16 protein-coding genes and 2 pseudogenes are annotated in these 16,630 nt (G+C 67.6%); 15 read left to right on the top strand and 3 right to left on the bottom strand.

Features of this window, described 5'->3' with window-relative positions; all coding sequences use genetic code 11:
- Positions 1-123: 123 nt before the first annotated feature.
- Complete coding sequence (locus tag GJ629_RS07870) at positions 124-1,263, bottom strand: thiolase family protein (RefSeq protein ID WP_157512496.1); 1,140 nt, start codon at positions 1,261-1,263, stop codon at positions 124-126.
- 246 nt (positions 1,264-1,509) lie between these two features.
- Here GJ629_RS07870 and GJ629_RS07865 point away from each other — a divergent pair, with 246 nt between their 5' ends.
- The 6 genes and pseudogenes from GJ629_RS07865 to GJ629_RS07840 all read left to right on the top strand — a co-directional run bounded on the left by GJ629_RS07865 (position 1,510) and on the right by GJ629_RS07840 (position 7,566).
- Positions 1,510-2,361, top strand: a complete 852-nt coding sequence (locus GJ629_RS07865) for a PPC domain-containing protein (protein ID WP_157512495.1) — start codon at positions 1,510-1,512, stop codon at positions 2,359-2,361.
- Positions 2,358-4,517 carry a hypothetical protein gene (locus GJ629_RS07860; RefSeq protein WP_157512494.1) on the top strand — a complete coding sequence of 720 codons (2,160 nt, stop codon included), beginning with the start codon at positions 2,358-2,360 and terminating at the stop codon, positions 4,515-4,517. The genes GJ629_RS07865 and GJ629_RS07860 overlap by 4 nt, the downstream gene beginning before the upstream one ends.
- A gap of 16 nt (positions 4,518-4,533) precedes the next feature.
- Positions 4,534-5,094 (top strand): hypothetical protein, encoded by a 561-nt coding sequence (locus GJ629_RS07855; RefSeq protein ID WP_157512493.1) that lies wholly within the window; start codon positions 4,534-4,536, stop codon positions 5,092-5,094.
- Positions 5,095-5,150: 56 nt separating this feature from the next.
- Positions 5,151-6,475: pseudogene (locus GJ629_RS07850) on the top strand (ATP-binding protein).
- A gap of 43 nt (positions 6,476-6,518) precedes the next feature.
- Positions 6,519-7,340 carry an MBL fold metallo-hydrolase gene (locus tag GJ629_RS07845; protein WP_157512492.1) on the top strand — a complete coding sequence of 274 codons (822 nt, stop codon included), beginning with the start codon at positions 6,519-6,521 and terminating at the stop codon, positions 7,338-7,340.
- Between the two features lie 43 nt (positions 7,341-7,383).
- The gene (locus GJ629_RS07840) at positions 7,384-7,566 is read left to right on the top strand and encodes a hypothetical protein (RefSeq protein WP_157512491.1); all 183 of its coding nucleotides are present in this window, start codon (positions 7,384-7,386) and stop codon (positions 7,564-7,566) included.
- On the opposite strand, the pseudogene GJ629_RS07835 reads toward GJ629_RS07840, so the two are convergent.
- A pseudogene (locus tag GJ629_RS07835) lies at positions 7,563-8,518 on the bottom strand (DUF5787 family protein). The gene GJ629_RS07840 and the pseudogene GJ629_RS07835 sit on opposite strands and share 4 nt — an antisense overlap.
- A 71-nt stretch (positions 8,519-8,589) precedes the next feature.
- Between GJ629_RS07835 and GJ629_RS07830 the strand changes: the two are divergent.
- From GJ629_RS07830 to GJ629_RS07800, 7 genes are all read left to right on the top strand, one after another.
- Complete coding sequence (locus GJ629_RS07830; RefSeq protein WP_157512490.1) at positions 8,590-9,144, top strand: mechanosensitive ion channel family protein; 555 nt, start codon at positions 8,590-8,592, stop codon at positions 9,142-9,144.
- 57 nt (positions 9,145-9,201) lie between these two features.
- Entirely contained in the window at positions 9,202-9,417 is a 216-nt protein-coding gene (locus tag GJ629_RS07825) for a hypothetical protein (protein ID WP_157512489.1), read from the top strand.
- A 72-nt stretch (positions 9,418-9,489) separates the two neighbouring features.
- Positions 9,490-10,719 carry a translation initiation factor IF-2 subunit gamma gene (locus GJ629_RS07820; RefSeq protein ID WP_157512488.1) on the top strand — a complete coding sequence of 410 codons (1,230 nt, stop codon included), beginning with the start codon at positions 9,490-9,492 and terminating at the stop codon, positions 10,717-10,719.
- Positions 10,719-11,096 (top strand): PIN domain-containing protein, encoded by a 378-nt coding sequence (locus GJ629_RS07815; protein WP_157512487.1) that lies wholly within the window; start codon positions 10,719-10,721, stop codon positions 11,094-11,096. Before GJ629_RS07820 ends, GJ629_RS07815 begins: the two co-directional genes overlap by 1 nt.
- A gap of 3 nt (positions 11,097-11,099) precedes the next feature.
- Positions 11,100-11,672 carry a DNA-directed RNA polymerase gene (locus GJ629_RS07810; protein WP_157512486.1) on the top strand — a complete coding sequence of 191 codons (573 nt, stop codon included), beginning with the start codon at positions 11,100-11,102 and terminating at the stop codon, positions 11,670-11,672.
- Positions 11,672-11,875 (top strand): transcription elongation factor subunit Spt4, encoded by a 204-nt coding sequence (spt4, locus tag GJ629_RS07805; protein WP_157512485.1) that lies wholly within the window; start codon positions 11,672-11,674, stop codon positions 11,873-11,875. Before GJ629_RS07810 ends, spt4 begins: the two co-directional genes overlap by 1 nt.
- A gap of 3 nt (positions 11,876-11,878) precedes the next feature.
- A complete protein-coding gene (locus tag GJ629_RS07800) occupies positions 11,879-12,433 on the top strand; it encodes a GTP-dependent dephospho-CoA kinase family protein (RefSeq protein WP_370515828.1) in 555 nt (184 codons plus the stop codon).
- Between the two features lie 3 nt (positions 12,434-12,436).
- Here GJ629_RS07800 and GJ629_RS07795 read toward each other — a convergent pair whose 3' ends face one another.
- Positions 12,437-13,198, bottom strand: a complete 762-nt coding sequence (locus tag GJ629_RS07795; RefSeq protein WP_157512484.1) for a TrmB family transcriptional regulator — start codon at positions 13,196-13,198, stop codon at positions 12,437-12,439.
- Between the two features lie 193 nt (positions 13,199-13,391).
- Between GJ629_RS07795 and GJ629_RS07790 the strand changes: the two genes are divergently transcribed.
- Together GJ629_RS07790 and GJ629_RS07785 are read left to right on the top strand one after the other, a co-directional pair.
- Positions 13,392-16,037 carry an RND family transporter gene (locus tag GJ629_RS07790; protein ID WP_157512483.1) on the top strand — a complete coding sequence of 882 codons (2,646 nt, stop codon included), beginning with the start codon at positions 13,392-13,394 and terminating at the stop codon, positions 16,035-16,037.
- Between the two features lie 94 nt (positions 16,038-16,131).
- On the top strand, positions 16,132-16,630 hold a 499-nt coding region (locus GJ629_RS07785), incomplete at its 3' end, for a histidine kinase N-terminal 7TM domain-containing protein (RefSeq protein ID WP_370515827.1).

Below are 16,630 nucleotides of genomic sequence, written 5' to 3'. Positions count from 1 at the left end.
CTCGCGCTCGCCGGCGGCGAGCGCTCGACCCCGGCACAAAAACGTGGGGAAAAAGCTCTCCCTCGCTATCGCTCGGCCGAGTCACGTCACTCGAACCGCTCAGGCCTTGTTCCGTCGGACCGCTCAGGCCGACCGGAACTCGATAGCCGCGCCCTGTCCGAACCCGACACACTCAGTCGCCAGTCCGAGGTCGGCGTCCCGTTTGTCCATCTCGTGCAGCAGCGTCACCGGCAGTCGCGCGCCGCTGGCCCCCAGCGGGTGCCCGATGGCGATAGCGCCGCCGTTGACGTTGTAGATGTCGTCGTCGAAGCCGAGTTCGCGCTTGCAGTACAGACACTGTGAGGCGAAGGCCTCGTTCAACTCGACGAGGTCGTACTCCTCGGTGTCCCGGCCCGTCCGCTCACAGAGCTTCTTGACTGCCGGCACCGGACCGACGCCCATCTCCGTGGGGTCGACGCCGGCGACCATATGATTTCCCACCTCCGCGATGATGTCCAGTCCGTGGTCCTCGGCGAAGGCCTTCGAGGTGAGCATCGTCCCCGCCGCGCCGTCTGAGACCTGCGAGGCGTTGCCCGGCGTGACCGTCCCCTCGGATTTGAACACCGTCGGGAGGCCCGCGAGTTTCTCGACGCTGGTGTCGTAGCGGATGCCCTCGTCCGCCTCGACGGTCCCCTCCTCCGTCTCGATGGGGACGAGTTCGTCGTCGAAGCGGCCCGAATCAGTGGCTTCGGCCGCTCGCTCGTGGCTCCGGGCGGCGTACTCGTCCTGTGCTTCGCGGGTGACGCCGTACTCCTCGGCGACTTTCTCGGCGGTCATCCCCATCTGTAGCTCCCCGATGTTGTACAATTGGGCCAGTTGCGGGTGGACGTTGTGGGTGTTCTCGCCCATATTGACGCGGCTCATCGACTCCATCCCGCCGGCGATGAGGCAGTCGCGCTGGCCCGCGGCGATGGCGTCGGCGCCGCGCATGATGGCCTCCGCAGAGGAGGCACACCAGCGATTGATGGTCGTCGCCGGGACCGACTCACCGAGTTCGGACATGAGCGAGATGACCCGTGCGACGTTGTTGCCCTGCTCGTTTCGCTGCTGGGCACAGCCCCACAGCAGGTCGTCGACGGCGTCGCCGGCGAGGCCGGTCTCGGCGAGCATCTCGTCGATGAGCGGGACCGAGAGGTCCTCGCTGCGCGTGTCGGCGTAGACGCCGTCCTCTTTCCCCTGCGGTGTTCGCACGGCCTGGACGACCACTGGTGTCTGGTCTGTCATAATTTATCGGTCGGGTGACTACGTGGTAAGCGTTGTCCAACCGGTAGTGACGGAGCGGGGATTTATTCGATGTGCGGGTACCGTTGTCCCGCCTCGACTCCGGGGACGACGGATCGAACCGACGACTTCGCGGCGCCCTCACAATATTTTTACCCTTGCACTCAGAGAACATATCCAGACTGGTCCCCGATAGCTCCGACCGCCGTCGCAGAGACGGCAGCCGAGAGTGGTGGGAACATCCGATATATGATAGGGAGTGTGTACACAGCGTTCCAACGGCGTATCGACACGGTAGTACCGACGCAGTCGACGGTCCGGGTGGGGGTGGTCGTCGTCGCCGCGTGCGCACTGATCCTCCTCGCGGGCGTGAGTGCCGGCGCTCCCGGGGACGGCGTGAGTCCGACCGACGGCAACCACACCGCGGTCGCAACGAGCCACGACACGCCGAGTGCAGGCCCGAACGCGACGCCGATACAGGACGGCGAGACGCTCAGTAACCGAACGTTCGGGTCCGACGGGCTCGATCTGTACGCTATCGACCTCGCGGCCGGCGACCGGATCGACGTGACTCTCGACGGGCAGTCCGGGTCGCTCTCGATTACCTCCCCTGACCGGGAGACGGTACAGGCGACAGAGAGTGACGACCGCCGGCGGGTCGCGACGGTCGCAGCGACCGACGGCGTACACTACGTCGCTGTCTGGGACCTCGATCCGGGGGCGACCTACGACATCTCGGTGTCGGTCGGGACCCCGCTGGCGAACGACGACGACGAACCGAACGACGACGACACCACCGCGACCCGGATCGAACCGGGCGAGACGCTCACCGACCGACGCCTCCCCCTGACCAACGGTTCGTCGTGGGAGTCGACCGAGACCGACGTCTACGCCGTGAACCTCACGGCCGGGACGCGACTGGACGTGACGATCACCGGCGATGGCACCGAGTACGTCGATGTCTTCGTTCGGGACGAGGCGTACGTCGAGTTCGCCAGTTCTCGGTACTCGGACGACGACACGACGTCGCTCGTCGCGGACAGGAACGGGACGTACTACGTGATGGTCGGCGACTTCGTGGCGCCGAAGCCTACGGCGTGACCTCCTACACGCTGTCGACGAGCGTCTCGGCGGCCGCGCCGAACGACGACGACGAACCGAACGACGCGGGTGAGCCGCCGACATCGGTCGCGGTCGGCGAGACGCTGTCGGACCTCCGTATCGTCGCCGAGGAGGGCGACAACTTCGCCGTGAACCTGACCGCGGGACAGCGAGTCACCGTCTCGGCCGTGGCGACCGACGGCGGGACGGTGACGCTCGCCGCCGAGGACGAACCGGAGCCGACCGTCGAGAACGGCTCGCTCACCTACGTCGCCGGCAGCGACGGGACGTACGAGTTCTCGGTGACGAACCGCGAGCAGGAGACGACCGACTACGAGTTCGCCGTGGAAGACGCCGGCGAGGTGGAGAACGACCGATTCGAACCGAACGACAGGATAGCGGACGCACCGACCGTCCCGACGGGCGAGACGCTCAGGAACCTCCGGTCGCTCGGTCCCGAGGAGGACTTCTACGCGGTCGAGGTGTCGGAGCCGGGTGTCTTGAACGTGAGCGTCTCGGCCGCCGACGCCGGACGGGGGCCGCGGGTAGAGATCTACGAACGGGACGGTGATACGGAGTACTACACCGAACCGAAGGGGACGCTCGTGGCCACGTCCGCGGACGGGGAAAACCCGAACGCCGCGCGGCTCTTGGTCGATAGCCCGGGTACCTACTACGTCCGTGCGTTGCCCGACACGGGGGGAGCCATCAACTATTCGCTGTCGGCCGGCGTCGTGGCGTACCCGGACAACGACCGGTTCGAACCGAACGACAACGGGTCGACGGCCGCGCCCGTCTCGACGAACGGGACGGTGTCCGACCTCGAACTGGTCGGCGACGAGTGGGACTACTATAGCGTGGACCTCCGCGAAGGACAGCGATACGCCGTCGAGATAGACTCGGACGCCTCCGTTACGCAGGTGGAGATGACCGCCGGCATCCCCGACAGGGCGTTCGTCTCGCGCGCGTTCCGGCCGGCCGAGGACGGGTCGCTCACGTTCGTCGCGCCCGAGACGGCAACGTACGCGCTCGGTGTTCGGAACACCGAGACGCCGACGCTGTCGTACTCGCTTGAGACGAACGTCACTGGACAGGCGACGGGCGACCGGTTCGAACCGAACGACGACGTCGCCAACGCGACGCCCATCGGCGGGAACACGACCTTGCGTGATCTCCAAGCGACCGGGAGGGAGACGGACGTCTTCGCCGTGTCTGTGAACCGCTCGCAGGTACTCCGTGCGAGTGTCGACAGCGACCGGCTGTCCGTCGGTGTTCGCGGGCCGAACGAGTCCGGTTTCGACCACGGGGACGAGGACGCCACACAGTTCGCCCTATCGACCGGGACCTACTACGTGGCCGTGACGAGCGACGATAGCGACGCGAGGAACTACACCCTCGAGACGAGCGTGCAGGCGGCAGCAAACGACCCGTACGAGTTCAACAACGACCGGGCGTCTGCGCCGCCCGTACCCGTGGGTACCAACTTGACGGATCTCGGACTGCCGCCGTCTGACACCGACGTATTCGAAGTGCCGGCGTCCCGTAGCGACCGTCTCTTCGTCGCGTCACCGACCGGGGTGTTTTCCCCCAACGTCGAAATCAGAGACGCTGACGGGAACGATGTCGTGACGGAGACGTACGGTGACCTTCTGAGTTTCCGGCCGGTTGCGGATTCGCCGTACTACGTCGTCGTCGACAGCGTCAACTCTTGGACGATGGAGCGCTACTGGCTCTCGGTGACCGACGACGCGAACGCGACCGACTACGAGCCCGACCGACTGGAACCGAACGACGACCGCGCGAACGCGTCGACGCTGTCGACGGACGCGAGTCCCGAGGAGCTGACCGTCGTCCCGGCGGATCCGGACTACTACGCCGTGACGCTGTCGGAGGCGGCGTGGCTCAACACCTCGATCAACTCGACTGGAGCGGTCCAGTTCGACCTGCTCGGTCCCGAACGCGTTCTCGAGTCCTCGTCCACGACCTACGGGACCACGTCCGTCAGCAAGCGGGTCGGGCCCGGAACATACTACCTCAGGGTGCGGAGCGAGACGCTGGACTCGCAGGCGTACTCGCTGGACGTCGACACCGACAGTTCCGGTGTCGGGACGACGGTGTCGGTCGCCCCCCGACTCGGCGCGGCTGTCGGTCGGTGAGTCCCGGACGATAGCCGTGACGCTCGACGCCACGCGAGGGGTCGGCGGTATCGAGTTCAACGCCTCACTGACGAACCCCGCGGTCGCAAACATCACGTCGGTCGACCTCTACGGGGAACCGGACCTCAAAAGGGTGGCAATCGGGCCGACCAACGCGACAGCGTTCCTCCAAGGCGGCTACTTCGCCGGCCGGCCCGCGTCCCCCTCGCTCGTCCTCGGGAACGTCACCGTGGCCGCGACGGCCAACGGGACGACGACGCTAGGACTCTCGGACGTGAGAGCCTCCGGACAGGGCGAGCAGATGTACGCCGTGGTCACCGCCGACAACGCCACGCTGACCGTTGGCGAGTCGACACCGCCCACCTTCGCCGAGGCACCGCCCGCCAGTCTCGACGACGACGAGCAGTACGAGGACGTCGACGGCGACGGTGACGGAGACATCTTCGACGCGCTGACGTACTTCAACAACAGGGACAGCGACGTGATCAGGGACAACCCAGCGCGGTACGACTTCGACGGTGACGGCGACAGCGGCGACCTCTTCGACGCCCTGGCGCTGTACACCGAACTGTCGTAGCGATCACATCCCGACTTCGGGGAACTTATGATCGCCGCGTCCTAACTGTGGCGGGAATGAACGACGCCGACCGCGACGTTGTCGAGTTTATCCTGACGGTCGACGCCTACGACGAGAACCGGACGCTGACGCCCGACGACCTGCCGGCGCGCTACCGCTCGGTGTTCTACGTCGACGGGACCATCGAGCGCCCGCTGACGGTGACGGTCGAGTCGGCCCGGGAGGCGACGGGGGTCGAGGAGCCGTGGGACGCCATCTCGGGGCTGATGTTCACCGAACACAGCGAGTTCGACGACACCATCTCGTTCACCCAACCCGAGATGGCCGAGGAGTGGTTCCTCGACCGCATCGAGGCCGATGACCTCTCGGACAACCCCGTCCTCGCCGCCGAGTACGACGAGGAGTTCGAGGACGTCGACTACGAGACGGCCCGAGCGCATAACCGGCCGGCCCGGGCGACCGGGCGTGGGTCGACGCGATGTTAGAGGAGTACTTCGACGACGAGGACGAGGAGGAGATGCTGGACCTCGTGGACATCCGGACGCCCGAGGAGGTCGAGATGCGTATGGACGACCTCGTGTTGACCCGCGATCAGGAAGACGAGATCGGGAAACTCGTGAAGGCCATCGAACACCGGGAGTACCTCGCCCGGATCGGCCTGCGAGAGATCGGGAAACTCCTGTTCGTCGGGCCGCCGGGCACCGGGAAGACCTCGGTCGCGCGGGCGCTGGCCCACGACCTCGACCTGCCGTTCGTCGAGGTCAAACTCTCGATGATCACCTCCCAGTACCTCGGAGAGACCGCCAAGAACGTCGAGAAGACCTTCGAGGTCGCAAAGCGGCTCTCGCCGTGTATCCTCTTCATGGACGAGTTCGACTTCGTCGCGAAGACGCGTTCCAGCGACGAGCACGCGGCGATCAAGCGCGCGGTCAACACCCTGCTGAAGTCCATCGACGAGGTCAGCCTCATCGACGACGAGGTGTTGCTCATCGGCGCGACCAACCACCCCGACCAACTCGACGCCGCGGCGTGGCGGCGCTTCGACGAGATCGTCAACTTCCCCAAGCCCGACCGCGACATGCGCTCTGACATCCTCCGGGTCGTCACCCGCGAGATGGACATCGTCGACTTCGACCCGAACCAACTCGCCGAGATGACCGAGGGGCTCACCGGCAGCGACCTCAGACTCGTCCTCCGGGAGGCCGTGCTGGACGCTCTGACCGAGGAGCGGACGACGCTCACCCAGCAGGACTTAGAGGACGCCATCGCCAACTTCGAGGAGCGGGACAACCTGAAGAACCTCGACATGATCGATGGCGACGCGGACGCGCTTATCGCCGGCGGGACGCCCGGTGACGGGCACGACCACGACCACGACTGAGGGAGCGCGGGGTTTAGGCGGCCGCGGTCCCTCCGTCGAACTGATGGAGGTCACGTTACTCGGGACGGGCGATACGACGGGGACGCCGACGGTCGGCTGTGACTGTGACACCTGCGCGGCCGCGAGAGAGCGCGGCGTCGAGCGAACGCGGTTCTCGGTCCACGTCGAGTCCGCGAGCGGCGAGACGCTGTTGCTCGACGCCAGCCCGGACTTCCGCTATCAGTTCCTCCGTGAGGAGTTAGACCCGCCGGACGCGGCCGTGATCAGCCACATCCACTTCGACCACCTCGACGGACTGGGCAACGTCTACCGGATCACGCGGGATATGCCCGTCTACGCCGCCGACGAGACCGACCCGGAGACTGGCGAGAGCGTCGCCGAGACGGTCCGGCGGCGCTACGACTACCTCGACGCCGTCGACGTGGTGCCGACGACACCGTTCGAGACTGTCGAGACGGCGGGGCTGGAGGTGACGCTGGTCCCCGTCGACCACCCGCCGCTGGTCTGTTACGGACTGCTGGTCACCGACCCAGAGACCGGCGGAACGCTCGCGCTCACGGGCGACACGAGTTTCGGCATCCCGGAGCGCTCACAGGAGGTCCTCTCGGGGGCGGACCTGGCGCTCGCGGACGGTATCGTCCCCGCCGAGAACTGCGAGCACCACCCGCTGGGCGGCCGCCACCACGACGCGGACGGGACCCCGCGGACCTTCGGGGACAAGCATATGACGATAGAGGGCGCGCGGGAGATGTGCCAGCAGTTGGACGCCGCGGACTACCGCATCGTTCACCTCGCCCACTACGTGCCCGCCGCGGACGCTTTCGATTCGGATATGGGCGTCGACGGCGAGCAGTTCACGCTGTGAGGAAACAGCCGGACCTAAACCGATGGAGTGTGGACCGACGACTATGGACGTAGGACTCCCGGACGTGCTCGCGGCGGTCATCGCGGGGGCGGCGACGCTCGCCCTGTTTGCGGCCTTCGACGTGATGTCCGGCGGGAGCATCAACTGGTTGCTCGACGGTGCGCTTGCGGTCGGTGCCGCCGTCGCGACGCTGTACTTCCGGACGGCCGACCTCGAGGACGCCTAGCCGAAGCGGTCGAGCCCCGTCTGTCGGCGCTGATGGCCCGCCGGGTCCGGGTCCCACGCGGACCGGGCCGCACGCTCGCCCTCGGCGTCGACGGCCGGCGGGTCGGCGGGGTCGTAGCCCGGACACGACTCCCCGCACTCGCTGGCGGGGTCGACGACGCGGCCGGCCCACTGACAGTACGGCACCGACGCCCCGCGGTCGTCGGCGCTCGGGTCACACGCCGTACAGCCCGGCCACCCGAAGGTCCGCCACCCTTGCCGTAGGCGCGTTCGGCGAGACGGCGGCGGGCGCGGCGTTTCTCCTCGGGGCTGGCGATTGCCACGTCCGTCCGGCCCGGCGCGCGCTCTATCGGTTCGATGCCGGCCTCGGCGACGGCCAGCGGTTCGGCCTCCCGGAGGACGGTCCGCTCGCCGGTTTCGGGGTCGAACCGCCAGATACCGACCGCGTCGGGGATGCGGTTGCGGTGGGCGCCGGTGACGTAGTCCGCCGTCGCCAGCACCACCTCGTCGAACAGGCCCAGCGAAACGTCGGTCCGGAGTTGGGCCTGCAAGTCCCCGGGGCGGTCCAGATCCGGTTTGTTCTCGATGCCGACGAGACGGTCGAACCACTCGGCGGGATAGCGTGTCGTCTGGCGGTGTTCGCCCGGGCCCGTCTCCTCCAGAAAGCCGAGGTCGACGCCGCGGTCGATCAGTCCCTGCGCTCGGTCGGGATGGACCGCCAGCGCGTCGGTCCAGTCGCGGGCGCGGCCGGGGCCGGCGTCGACGGCGATAAGCGGGTCCGGGATGGTTTCGCTGGTGATCGATGCCCGGGCCTCGAAGTCGGGACCGGGGTTGAGGAGGACAGTGTCGGCGATGCGCCGCCCGTGGACGTGCGCGCCGAGTTGCCGGGCGACGATGCGGTCCCCTCGCTCTAAGTGGGCACACAACGCCAGTTCGAAGCCGAACTCCCGCACGGTCGACCGGAGGGTCGGGACGGACAAAAACGGTCGGTAGCCATATCCCACCGGTGGGCCAAACGGGGCGTATGTCACTCGCGATTCTGACGGCATCCGCGACCGACATCGCGGACACGTTCGTCTCCGGCGTCGTCGGTGCGATACCGAAACTCGTCTCGGCGGCGCTGTTTCTCGCCGTCGCGTACGTCGGCATCAAGATCATCACGTACCTCCTCAGACGGGCGCTCGAGAGCGTCTATCCGGCGTCACAGAAACTCGTCGTCGACCTGTTCGTCCTCGTGGTCTCTATCTTCCTGTGGTTCGGCGTCGGCCTCACACTGTTGGATCTGGTCGGGATGGGCGAGATAGCCGCCAGCCTCGGGACCGCGGCCGGGTTCATCGCGCTGGGTATCTCCTATGCCCTCTCGAACATGATCGCCGACACCGTCTCCGGGGTGTATCTCCTCCGGGACCCGGATTTCAATCCCGGCGACACGGTGACGACGGACTCGGTGACGGGCACCGTCGAGAGCATCGGCCTGCGAAAGAGCCGCCTCCGGCTGGACGACGGGACGCTGGTCGTACTGGCCAATCGCAACGTCGAGTCCAAGTGGACGTGGAAGGCTGCCCCCTCACAAGAATAGCGACGCGGCCGGTGGTAGACCAAACAGTTGATATAATCCAGCTTATTACCCCGTGATATGGGGAAGAGTCCGCGTTTGGCGGCGTTGCTGAGTTTTCTGGTGGCGGGACTCGGCCAGTTGTATCTCGGTCAAGTCGTCCGTGCTGGGGCGTGGTTCGGCGGCGCGATTCTGTTCGGGATAGTCGCGTACGCAGTCGTGCCGGAGTGGTGGTTCGTCTCGCTGGTCCCGGCCGTGCTCGCCTCGCTCGACGCCTCGGCCCAGGCACGAGCCTGAACGAGCGCTGGGGACCAGAACAGTAGGTTTATCAGACGCACGGGGCGAAGATTGGGTAAGATTACTCCTGCAATGACAGCCACCAACCAACCGGAGGTGAACATCGGTCTCGTCGGGCACGTCGACCACGGCAAGACGACCCTGGTCGAAGCGCTCTCGGGGGAGTGGACCGACCAGCACTCCGAGGAGATGAAGCGCGGAATATCGATCCGACTGGGGTACGCCGACGCGACGTTCCGGCAGTGTCCCGAGTGTACCGACGAGGCCGCCTACACGGTCGCCGAAGAGTGTGACGAGCACGGCGTCGACACCGACCACCTGCGAACGGTGTCGTTCGTCGACGCGCCCGGCCACGAGACGCTGATGGCGACGATGCTCTCGGGCGCGGCGATTATGGACGGCGCCGTGCTGGTCGTCTCCGCCACCGAGGACGTGCCACAGGCCCAGACCGAGGAACACCTGATGGCGCTCGACATCATCGGCATCGACAACATCGTCGTCGCCCAGAACAAGATCGATCTGGTCGACGCCGAACAGGCCCGAGACAACTACGAACAGATCAAGGAGTTCGTCTCGGGGACCGTTGCCGAGGACGCACCAATCGTCCCGATCAGCGCCCAAGCCGACGCGAACATCGACGTGCTCATCGAGACCGTCGAGGAAGAGATTCCGACGCCCGACCGGGACCCCGAGGCCGACGCCGAGATGCTCGTCGCCCGGAGCTTCGACATCAACCGCCCGGGGACGACCTACGAGTCCCTGCTGGGCGGCGTGCTGGGCGGCAGTCTCGTCCAGGGCGAACTCGAAGCCGACGACGACATCGAACTCCGTCCCGGCCGCGAGGACGAGACCGGTGGGTCAAGCGAGTGGGTCCCCGTCGAGACGAGCGTGCGGTCGCTGCAGGCCGGCGGCGAGAACGTCGAGACGGCGACGCCCGGCGGACTGCTGGGCGTCGGGACCGGTCTCGACCCCGCGCTGGCGAAAGGCGACGCGCTTGCGGGACAGGTCGCCGGGCCGCCCGGGACGCTCCCGCCGGTCCACGAGCAGTTCACGATGGACGTCCAGTTGCTCGAACGCATCGTCGGCGACGAGGCCGAGGAAGTCGAGGAGATATCGACCAACGAGCCGCTGATGTTGACCGTCGGGACGGCGACGACAGTCGGGACGGTCACCAGCGCCCGCGAGGGTGAGGCCGAAGTCGCGCTGAAGCGGCCGGTCTGTGCCCGCGAGGGTGCGAAGATAGCCATCAACCGACGCGTCGGCACGCGCTGGCGGCTCATCGGAATCGGGACGCTGCACTGATGGTTGTCGTCCTCGACACGAACGCGCTCATGATGCCCGTCGAGTGTAACGTCAGGCTGTTCGAGGAGCTGGAGCGGCTGCTTTCCGCGGCCGACCCGGTCGTCCCCGAGAGCGTGCTGACGGAACTGGAGAAACTCGCCGACGGCAACGGCGAGGAGGGCACGGCCGCGAGCGTCGGCCGTGACCTCGCCGAGCGCTGTTCGGTCGTCGAGGCCGACCCGGACTACGCCGACGACGCCGTGCTTGCGGTCGCCCGGCGCGACAGTATCGACTACGCAGTCACGAACGACGCGCCCCTCAGAGAACGCCTGCTCGATGCCGGCGTTCCGGTAATTAGTTTACGGGGGCAACACAAACTCGCTATCACTCAACCATAACATATGTACAAACGTGTCAGACTCCGCGACACAGTCGAGGTGCCCCCGGCGTTTCTCGCCGACGTAACACCGGGGTTGGTCAAACAGCTCCTGCAGGACAAACTCGAAGGCCGAATGGACGAGGAGGTCGGTTCGGTCGTCTCGGTCATCGAGGTTCACGACATCGGCAGCGGTGCCGTCCTTCCGAACCGGCCCGGCGTCTACTACGAGGCCGAGTTCGACGCCCTCACGTTCGACCCGCAGATGCAGGAACTCGTCGACGGCGAGATCGTCGAGGTCGTCAACTTCGGCGCGTTCGTCGGTATCGGGCCCGTCGACGGCCTGCTCCACGTCAGCCAGATCTCAGACGAGTATCTCGCCTACGACGAGGAGGGCCAGTCGCTGGCCTCCCGGGACTCCAACCGGACCATCGGCGTCGGCGACGCCGTCCGCGCCCGCATCGTCACGAAGTCCATCGACGAGCGCAATCCCCGCGACAGCAAGATCGGTCTCACGGCCAAACAGGTCGGCCTCGGCAAGCACGGCTGGCTCGAAGCGGAGCGCCAGAAGCGAGAGGCACAGGCGGGTGAGGACTGATGGCCGACCGGCTGGTCTGTCGTGAGTGTCACCGCGTCCAGCCCTCCGACATCAACGAGGAAGACGCGTGTGAGGCCTGTGGTTCGACGTCGCTGACGGAAGACTGGGCGGGCTACGTCATCATCACCCACCCCGAGCGCTCGGAGATAGCCTCGGAGATGGAAGTGACCGAGTCCGGGAAGTATGCGCTGAAAGTCCGGTAGACCGTGTCGGATCCGCTCGCCACGCTCCCCGAATCGCTCAGACCGGAGCTGAAAGACCCGCTCGGCCCGCTGTTTACAGACCCCGAGTCGCTGCTGTCGGCGGCGACGCCGCCGCTGGTCGCCGTCGGCGACATCGTCACCTACCACCTTCTCGACGCCGGATACACCCCCGCCGTGGCGCTCGTCGACGACCGGACCAAGCGCTCGGCCGTCGACGACGCCGTCCACGACGCCGTCCTCGATGGCAGTGCCTTCGACCGTCGCGTCGCGGTCGACAACCCCGCCGGATCGATCACCGAGGCGCTGGTGTCGGCACTGTTGGAGGCGCTTGGGAACGACGAGACGACGCTGATCGTCGTCGACGGCGAGGAGGACTTGGCGGCGCTTCCGGCCGTCGTCGCCGCCCCTGAGGGCGCCAGCGTCGTCTACGGCCAACCCGACGAGGGGATGGTCCTCGTCACCGCCGCGGGGGACGCCCGCGAGCGGTCGCGGTCGATCCTCTCCCGGATGGACGGCGACCCACAGCGACTGCTCGACCGCCTCGACGGCGCGGCCTGATTCTCACTCCCGATTGCGGTCACGCCCGGACTCCATCCCCGAGCGCATAAAGGCCGCGAGTATCCGCCCGATGCTGGAGTCGCCGGTCCATAGCGCCTCCTCCTCGACCGGTTCGTCCTCCGTCTCGGCGGCCAGCAGGACGGTCCGGTCGTCGACCATCAGCGCCCGCCCCGCGAAGTCCGCGGGGTTGTCCTCGGACATCACGAAGACGTCGACCGGGTCGTCGGCGAAGCGCTCTCGCAGGGTCCCCTCGGCGGTGACGACGGTGACGGCGACGCCCGCGTCACCGGCCGACCGGAGCGCCGCGGCGATGTCGGCCGTCGTCGAGGCCGCCCGCGGCGAGACGAAGACGACAGCCTGCTCGGCCCCCCTTACCAACGCGCCGATGCGGTCGTCGATGGGCTGGCGGCCCCGGAGCGTCGAGACGTCCTGTCCGCCGGCGTCCCCTCGCTCGGTCGCTCGGATCGAGTCCAGTCGGTCGAACGCGCGCTCGGTTTCGGCTTCGAGACGCTCGGTGAGTTGTGCCCGCGCCGTCGCGAGTTCGACCGGTCGGTAGGCCTTCGGCGACGCCTCCACGACTTCGACCAGCCCCCGCTCGGCCAGGTCGTCGGCCGCGCCGTACACCTGCGAGCGCGGCACCTCCGACACCTCGCTCACTTCCTGTGCCGTGCCGCGACCGAGTCGCTGGAGCGCGACGAACACCTGCGCCTCGTAGTTCGACAGCCCCAGCGTCCGCAGCGACTCGACCGCCTCGCGCTCACTCATCGTCCGTAGTTCCTCGGCGGTCGCTTAACTCCATTTCCGTTGTCCACGTGTCTCAGTAGATATTGTAGATATCTACAAACACTTAAGAAGTTCGGGCGTGGAGATAGCGACGAGACCCAATCGAGTGATCCCAGGTGGTAGCTATCGACACAGCGGACGGGTGGACGGACGGGCGTACAGGGAGTGACGAGCGATGACCGGGCGCTGGTCCCGGCGGTACGCGGACCTGATCACGCACCACAGCAAGTTGGTCGTTCTCGCCGTCGTCGTAGTGACGGTACTCGTCGCCGCGGGCGTCGCCCTCGGCGGCGCGGGCGAGGCGGACATCGGCGGGTTCGACGTCGACTCCGAGGAGACAGAGGCGGCGGAGTTCGTCCGGGCCAACTACGGCGGCGACGACGGCGTCGTCGCGCAGGTCGTCGTCCGGAACGAGAGCGGCGACGTGCTCACGCGGGCGTCGCTGCTGGACGGGTTGTACCTCCAGCGTGACGTCCGCGAGAACGGGACGCTGAACGAGACGCTCTCCGGGCCCGGGTTCGTCGGCATCGAGAACGTCGTGGCCACGAAGGCCGTCTACGAGGACGCGCGTTCGGCGGCCGCGGAGAACGACTCCGCCGCCCCCGACGGCGGGGAGACGACCGGCGGCGGCGACACCGCCGCGGGCGGCCCGCCGACGGCCCAGCCGTCGCTGTCCGAACAGATCGACGCGCTCGAATCCCGGGACGCGGCGGCCGTCGAACAGTTGCTCGCCGAGGTGTTGGACCCCGATAGCGAGGCGGTCGGCGGCGCCGACCCCTACGAGTTCCTCCCCCGGAGCTACGAACCGGGGGCGACCGAGGCGACGGCCCGGTTGACGCTGCTGACGCAAGTCGACGATAGCGGCGACGACGCAGACCCGCAGGCGGCCTACGACGCACAGGTCGCAATCGACGGACTGGTCGAACAGCGCTTCGCGGACGCGTTCGTCTTCGGACAGGGCATCAGCGACGACGCCTCCTCGCGGGCGACGGGCGACAGTTTCGCCATCATCACGCCGTTCGCGCTGGCGCTCATCGTCCTCGTCCTCGGGGTCACCTACCGCGACGTGGTCGACATCCTGCTGGCGTTCGCGGGCATCGCCGTCGTTCTCCTGTGGCTCCAGGGGATTATGGGGTGGCTCGCTATCCCGATGAACGTCATCCTCATCGCCGTGCCATTCCTCCTGATCGGGCTGAGCATCGACTACGCGCTGCACGTGGTGATGCGCTACCGCGAGGCCCGCGATGGGACGCTCGACGCCGACGGCGACGGCCTCGACGACGGCGACCGCCGACCGATCCGCGCCGCGATGGCGCTGGGACTGGGCAGCGTCGTGCTGGCGCTGGCGGCGGCCACCGTCTCGACCGGCGTCGGGTTCCTCTCGAACGTCGTCAGCCCGCTCCCGGCCATCCGGGACTTCGCCGTCCTCAGCGCCGGCGGCATCCTCGCAACCTTCGTCGCCTTCGGCGTCTTCCTCCCGGCGCTGAAAATCGAGGTCGACGGCGTCATCGAGAACCGCCTCGGGCGAAGCAGAACGAAGGGCGCCTTCGGCGTCGACAGCGGCTGGGCGAACGCGGTCTTAGAGCGGATGGCCGCGCTCACGACCCGCGCACCGATTGCCGTCGTCGTCGTGGCCATCCTCCTCGCCAGCGCCGGGGCCTACGGCGCGACGGGCATCGACACCGAGTTCAACCAGGCCGACTTCCTGCCCGAGGACGCCCCCGACTGGGCGCAATCGCTCCCCGGCGGCCTCGCGCCCGACACGTACACTATCTCCGAGGACTTCCAGTATCTCAGCGACAACTTCCAGACCGGCAGCGACAGGGGCCAGTCACAGGTTCTGTTACGCGGGAACGTCACCGAGGCCGAGACACTGCAAGCAATGGACGACGCGGGGGCGGGGCTCAAGGATGGCAGCGCCATCCAGCGTCGCCCCGGCGGCGGGGCGGCCGTCGAGGGGCCGAACACGGTCATCCGGTCGGTCGCCGCCGACAACGGGACCGTCGAGCGACTCGTCGGGCGAAACGACCCCGACGGCGACGGCCTGCCGGAGGAGAACGTCTCGGTGGTGTACGCGGCACTGTTCGACGCCGACGCCGAGGCCGCCGGCGAGGTCCTCAGTCGCGACGACGACGGGACGATAACCTCGGCGCGCCTGCTACTGTCGGTCCGTTCCAGCGAGTCCGCACAGACTATCGCTGCCGACACCCGGGCGTACGCCGACCGCGTCGAGGCCGATGCGCCCGGTGTCTCCGCCGTCGCCACGGGCGGGACGGTGACGACGGCCGTGATACAGGACGCCCTGCTGGAGACGCTGATAGAGGCGTTCGCGGTGACGCTGGTCGTCATCCTCGCCTTCCTGACCGCGTTGTTCTGGGCGCGCTACCGGTCGCTGTCGCTCGGCGTCGTCGTCCTCCTCCCGGTGGTCGTCTCGCTGGCGTGGCTGTTGGGCGCGATGTCGGCGCTCGGCATCGCCTTCAACAGCGAGACGGCCGTCATCACCAGCCTCGCAATCGGGCTCGGCGTCGATTACAGCATCCACGCCGGCGAGCGCTTCGTCGACGAACGACGGCGCCGCGACTCCCTCGGCGAGGCCGTCCGCCGCACCATCACGGGCACCGGCGGGACGCTGCTCGCCAGCGCCGCCACGACGGCCGCCGCCTTCGGCGTCCTCGCGTTCGCGCTCTCCCCGCCGCTGCAGCGCTTCGGTACCGTGACCGGACTGGCCATCATCTTCGCCTTCGTCGCCGTTGTCACGATGCTCCCCGGACTGCTCGTCCTGCGCGAGCGAGCCATCGCACGCTGGCGGGCGCGGGAGTAGCTCACCAGCGGGAATCGGGAGACGCCCCACTCCGTCGCACGGCCCGTCTCACGGTCGTTCAGAAATTTTCACCAAGATTATAAATACGGGCCCGGTGAACAGGAGGGCACGCGTGATCGAACGGGTATCGTACGCGGCGGTGTTCGGGGCGACGGCGCTGGTCTGTGCCGTCGCCGTCTACCGGGCCGGGTGGCTTCGGACCGACGACGCGTCCGTCGGTCTCCGGGCGCTACTGGTCATCGTGGGCCTCTGGTCGGCGGTACAGAGCGCCCAGTTTCTGGCCCCCGACAGCCTGTTAGAGCCGCTGTACCTTCTCGGGCAGGTCACCGGGTTCGCCTCGGTGGGCGCGTGGCTGTACTTCTGTTCGGCGTACACGGGCCGGCAGTACCACCGACAGCGGCGCTACTGGATCGCCGGGTTGGCCACGTACGGGACCGTCACCGCGGTGAAACTCACGCAACCGATTCACCGCTCGTACGTCGAGACGCGCGTCGTCGGCGACCCGTTCCGCTACCTACTCGTGGACCCGGAACCGCTGTACTGGGCCGTTCTCCTCGGGGCGTACCTCCTCGCGGCGGTCGGGTTCTACTGGC

It is taken from the genome of Halapricum sp. CBA1109 (assembly GCF_009741825.1).
Classification (GTDB): domain Archaea; phylum Halobacteriota; class Halobacteria; order Halobacteriales; family Haloarculaceae; genus Halapricum.
Note: the sequence above shows the minus strand (reverse complement) of the source record. Positions and strands in the feature narration are given on the sequence as shown.

Bases quoted from the DNA above. Each gene is read 5' to 3' on its own strand.
- GJ629_RS07795 (WP_157512484.1), bottom strand. From the start codon at position 13,198: ATGAGTGAGCGCGAGGCGGTCGAGTCGCTGCGGACGCTGGGGCTGTCG.
- GJ629_RS07840 (WP_157512491.1), top strand. From the start codon at position 7,384: ATGGACGTAGGACTCCCGGACGTGCTCGCGGCGGTCATCGCGGGGGCG.
- GJ629_RS07790 (WP_157512483.1), top strand. From the start codon at position 13,392: ATGACCGGGCGCTGGTCCCGGCGGTACGCGGACCTGATCACGCACCAC.
- GJ629_RS07820 (WP_157512488.1), top strand. From the start codon at position 9,490: ATGACAGCCACCAACCAACCGGAGGTGAACATCGGTCTCGTCGGGCAC.
- GJ629_RS07865 (WP_157512495.1), top strand. From the start codon at position 1,510: ATGATAGGGAGTGTGTACACAGCGTTCCAACGGCGTATCGACACGGTA.
- GJ629_RS07845 (WP_157512492.1), top strand. From the start codon at position 6,519: ATGGAGGTCACGTTACTCGGGACGGGCGATACGACGGGGACGCCGACG.
- GJ629_RS07815 (WP_157512487.1), top strand. From the start codon at position 10,719: ATGGTTGTCGTCCTCGACACGAACGCGCTCATGATGCCCGTCGAGTGT.
- spt4 (WP_157512485.1), top strand. From the start codon at position 11,672: ATGGCCGACCGGCTGGTCTGTCGTGAGTGTCACCGCGTCCAGCCCTCC.
- GJ629_RS07870 (WP_157512496.1), bottom strand. From the start codon at position 1,263: ATGACAGACCAGACACCAGTGGTCGTCCAGGCCGTGCGAACACCGCAG.
- GJ629_RS07810 (WP_157512486.1), top strand. From the start codon at position 11,100: ATGTACAAACGTGTCAGACTCCGCGACACAGTCGAGGTGCCCCCGGCG.
- GJ629_RS07825 (WP_157512489.1), top strand. From the start codon at position 9,202: ATGGGGAAGAGTCCGCGTTTGGCGGCGTTGCTGAGTTTTCTGGTGGCG.
- GJ629_RS07830 (WP_157512490.1), top strand. From the start codon at position 8,590: ATGTCACTCGCGATTCTGACGGCATCCGCGACCGACATCGCGGACACG.